Source organism: Colwellia sp. F1, from assembly GCF_056238625.1.
Map to the genome: position 1 here is coordinate 1 of NZ_JBWDLI010000091.1, position 2310 is coordinate 2310.

Below are 2310 nucleotides of genomic sequence, written 5' to 3' on the forward strand. Positions count from 1 at the left end.
ACCTGAGAAGGTACCTTCGCAAGTTCTCAATGGTTCAGGGGTAGACATGGACCATTATACGCTAGTGCCTGTACCCGCAGGCCCACCACGCTTCTTACTGATTGCTCGCCTGTTGGGCGACAAAGGAGTGCGTCAATATGCTGAGGCTGCACGCCGAATTAAACAGCGGCACCCCGAAATAGAATTTCAACTGGCCGGTGACATTGATAGTAATCCCGATACGATTACCCGGGAAGAATTGGACACTTGGGTAAAGGAGGGCTCAATTGATCATTTAGGCTGGCTTAATGACGTACGCCCGGCAATCTCGAACTGCAGTGTTTATGTACTCCCCAGCTATTATCGGGAAGGCACACCTCGTTCAGTGTTGGAAGCCATGGCGATGGGGCGGGCGGTGATTACTACCGATGCACCTGGATGCCGTGAGACTGTCATTGAGGGTGATAATGGCTATTTGATACCCGTTAGAGATGTCGATTCGCTTGAGGGTGCTATGCAGGCGTTCATTGATAGTCCCGACCTGGTACGAACCATGGGCAGACGTTCGTATGAAATTGCTAAAAATAAGTACGATGTTCACAAAGTTAATGCGGTAATGCTTAGATCGATGGAAATACACAGCCTAGTATCGTGTAGCCTAAAGAGAAAGTTAGCGAATAATAGTGCTGTTAATGAGGTCTGAAGATAGAAAACTATTTGTTATGGATAAATGATCTTATAGATAAAAAGAATTTATCCTGCTCCTAGTAAACTTATGAGAACCTATTGTTATGGCTTTCTTCTCCGTAATCATGCCGGTCTATAACAAGGTGAATACTTTAAATGATTCACTTGAGTGTATATATAGGCAGAATTTTAAAGATTTTGAGGTGATTGCCGTAGACGATGGCTCTACAGACGGCTCTTTAGAAATTTTGCAACAGCATGAGAAGGCCGGTCTGTTAAGACTTTTTCAGCGCGACTCTCCAGGGGCAGGGGGATATGCTGCTCGTAACTTAGGGGCAGATAAATCAACTAGTGAATGGTTGGTCTTTTTTGATGCTGACGACATTATGTTATCAGACCACTTGTCATGTTTTGCTAATGCAATTATTCAGTACTCTGATATTGAATTATACGTCAATGCTTACCAAAAGATGGAAGGCTGGAGGCGGTTGCCGAGAATAAAAGGGAAGCCTAGTGGCCGCCTGAGCCGCTTGGAAGCCTTGGAGTTCTTTGCGCTGTTCGACTTTATTCATATGAATGGGGCGTGTATTAGGCGTGAGCGGTTTTTATCTATGGGAGGGTTTCCTGCTGGGCTTTATCGCCGCGGTGGCGATGTATATTTTTGGTTGAAAGTGCTGTGTGAATTAAAAGAGATTCACTATAACGCCAATGTAACTACTTTATGGCTTCTGGAAAACAGCGATATTACTCGAGATAAACGCAACCTTGTCGGTTTACATCCTGGTGTTGATCTTTTTAAAAAGTATGAGTCTACATTAAAGCGTGGTGAGAGGCGGCAATTGCGTTTGGCAATAAATCGCAAAGTTATTTCTTGGGCTGTTGAGAAGAAACTGCTTGGCCAATCAGTACGCTTGGATTTAGAAGCATTAAGATGGGGAGGGATGAACATGCGTTTATGGCTGCATGCTATCTCATTACTAGTGCCTCAACCTTACTACGTTCAGTTACGTCGCTGTATTAAATAATCTGAGCAAGCAAAGGGGCAACACTCATGACCAAGACAGTAATTACTTATGGCACCTTTGACATGTTTCATATTGGCCATCTGAATTTGCTAAGACGATTGGCTGAGATGGGAGACCGTTTGGTAGTGGGAATCTCAACGGATGAATTTAATACGCTCAAAGGCAAGCGCACGTTGATTCCATTTGAGCACCGCGCTGAGATTGTACGCTCCTTGCGCTATGTCGATCAGGTGATTCCCGAGACCGATTGGGAGCAAAAGCTTCAGGATATCCAGCGCTATTCAGTCGACACCTTTGCTATTGGTGATGATTGGAAGGGCCACTTTGACTTTCTTTCACCCCACTGTGAAGTGATATACCTGCCACGTACCGATGGTGTCTCTACGACTCAATTGAAACGTTCACTTAATCCTTTTTATAGCGTTTCACGGGAAGAGTTAATGAACGCCTTTGACGTGCTCGATACGTTAAGAAAAGACTTCGGCTAATATTTCTTTGATTGTTGGCGGCAGTGCCAAGGAAATCACAATGTCCTCTTACACACTTCGTTTAGCAAAACAGCTAGCATGGTTGCCGCTATGCTTGATCGGCGGATGCTTCCCGCGCAATGATCGTTTAT

3 protein-coding genes are annotated in these 2310 nt (G+C 44.7%); all 3 read left to right on the forward strand.

Going from position 1 to position 2310, the window contains the following annotated elements; translation table 11 throughout:
• Positions 1-682 (forward strand): glycosyltransferase family 4 protein (locus AC0UA9_RS17585; protein ID WP_475662058.1); only part of this gene is annotated, 682 nt, incomplete at its 5' end.
• Between the two features lie 109 nt (positions 683-791).
• A complete protein-coding gene (locus AC0UA9_RS17590; RefSeq protein ID WP_475662060.1) occupies positions 792-1691 on the forward strand; it encodes a glycosyltransferase family A protein in 900 nt (299 codons plus the stop codon).
• 26 nt (positions 1692-1717) lie between these two features.
• Positions 1718-2179 carry a glycerol-3-phosphate cytidylyltransferase gene (tagD, locus tag AC0UA9_RS17595; RefSeq protein ID WP_125748454.1) on the forward strand — a complete coding sequence of 154 codons (462 nt, stop codon included), beginning with the start codon at positions 1718-1720 and terminating at the stop codon, positions 2177-2179.
• Positions 2180-2310 lie beyond the last annotated feature (131 nt).